At 74.2% G+C, this 1,742-nt stretch carries 1 protein-coding gene; it reads left to right on the forward strand.

Annotation, left to right across the window (positions count from 1 at the left end):
- Positions 1-1,742 (forward strand): amino acid adenylation domain-containing protein (locus AB0G13_RS34655; RefSeq protein WP_357883913.1); only part of this gene is annotated, 1,742 nt, incomplete at both ends.

The raw sequence follows: 1,742 nt of genomic DNA on the forward strand, positions 1-1,742 counted from the left end.
GTCACCCACCAGGACATCCCCTTCGACAAACTCGTCGAACGCACCCAACCCACCCGCGACCGCCACACCCCACCCCTCATCCAAACCGTCTTCACCGGCGGCAACGTCACGGGCATCGCCGACAGGCCCGTGCCGCTGCACACCGCGACGATGCGACCGATGTCGATCGTGCCGGGAACCGCGAAGTTCGACCTGACCGTCCACGCGGAGGTGGGGACCGACACGGTCGGCGTCTTCTTCAGCTACGCCTGCGACCTCTACGAGCCCGGCACCGTGGCCGATTTGGCCGACAGCTACCGGGCCCTGGTGGCCGCCGTGCTGGCGGACCCCGATCGGCCGCTGTCCACCGTGGAGGCCGTCACCGAGGCCCAGCGGGAACGGCTCACGGCGGTGTCCACGGGGCGTCGGCCGAGCACCGGTCGCGCGGCGCGGCGGCCCGAGGCAGCCGACGGCCCGGACCGGGTGGGCGGCCGGGCGACCGAGGTGGGCCGGCCTGCGGCCGGGACCAACGGACGGTGGGCCGGCGACCTGGGGTGCGTGCCACGGCTGGTGGCCGACGCGGCCCGGCGGCATCCGGACGTGACGGCGATCGTCGACGGGGCGGGGGCGCTCACCTACCGGGAACTCGACGAGTGGTCCAACCACCTCGCCCACCACCTGCTCCGACACGGTGCCCGACCCGACCACCCCGTCGCGGTCAGCCTGCCACCCGGCGCACCCGCCATCACCGCCATGCTCGCCGTCCTCAAAGCCGGCGCCGCCTACCTCCCCATCGACCCCACCGCACCCACCGCACGCCGACACCACCTCATCACCCACTCCGGCGTCACCATCCTCATCACCGACGACCCCGAGAACACCGACACACCCCCCGGCGTCGTCGCCCTCGCCCCGCGCCGCCTCGACGCCCCCGCCCCGGCGGCGCCCCGGGTCGACATCCACCCCGAGCAGCTGGCGTACGTCATCCACACCTCCGGGTCCACCGGCACGCCCAAGGGCGTGATGGTCGCCCACCACGCGCTGGCCAACCTCGTCCGGTGGCACCTCGACACCTATCCCAGCGGCCCCGGTGAGCACCATGGCCAGATCGCCAGCCTCGGCTTCGACGCCGCGGTCTGGGAGATCTGGCCCGCGCTGGTCAGCGGCGCCACCCTGCACGTCGCCGACCCCGCCGACCGCCTCGACCCCGCCGCGCTGCACGACTGGATGCAGCGGCGGGGCCTCACCGTGGCCTTCGTTCCCACCCCGATCGCCGAGGCCATCCTGCGGCTGCCCACGCCGGCGACCACCTCGCTGCGCACGCTGCTCACGGGTGGGGACGCCCTGACCACCCGACCCTCGGCGCGCACCCCCTACGCCCTGGTCAACCACTACGGGCCCACCGAGGCCGCGGTCGTCGCCACCGCCGGAGCGGTGCACCCCGACGGAGTCCACCGGCCGGACCTCGGCACCCCGATCGACGGCGCCCGCGTCCACCTCCTCGACGCCGACCTGCGACTGGTGCCACCCGGCGCGCCCGGCGAGCTCTGCATCGCCGGAGAGGGGCTCGCCCGGGGGTACCTCGGCCGTCCCGGGCAGACGGCGGAGCGGTTCCTGCCCGACCCGTACGGGCCACCGGGCAGCCGCCTCTACCGCACCGGCGACCTTTGCCGCCTCCGCACCGACGGCACCCTCGAATTCCTCGGCCGCACCGACGAACAGATCGCCATCAACGGCTACCGCATCGAACCCGGCGAAATCGA

Source organism: Micromonospora sp. NPDC023633 (genome assembly GCF_040640035.1).
In the GTDB taxonomy this organism is placed as follows: Bacteria; Actinomycetota; Actinomycetes; order Mycobacteriales; family Micromonosporaceae; genus Micromonospora.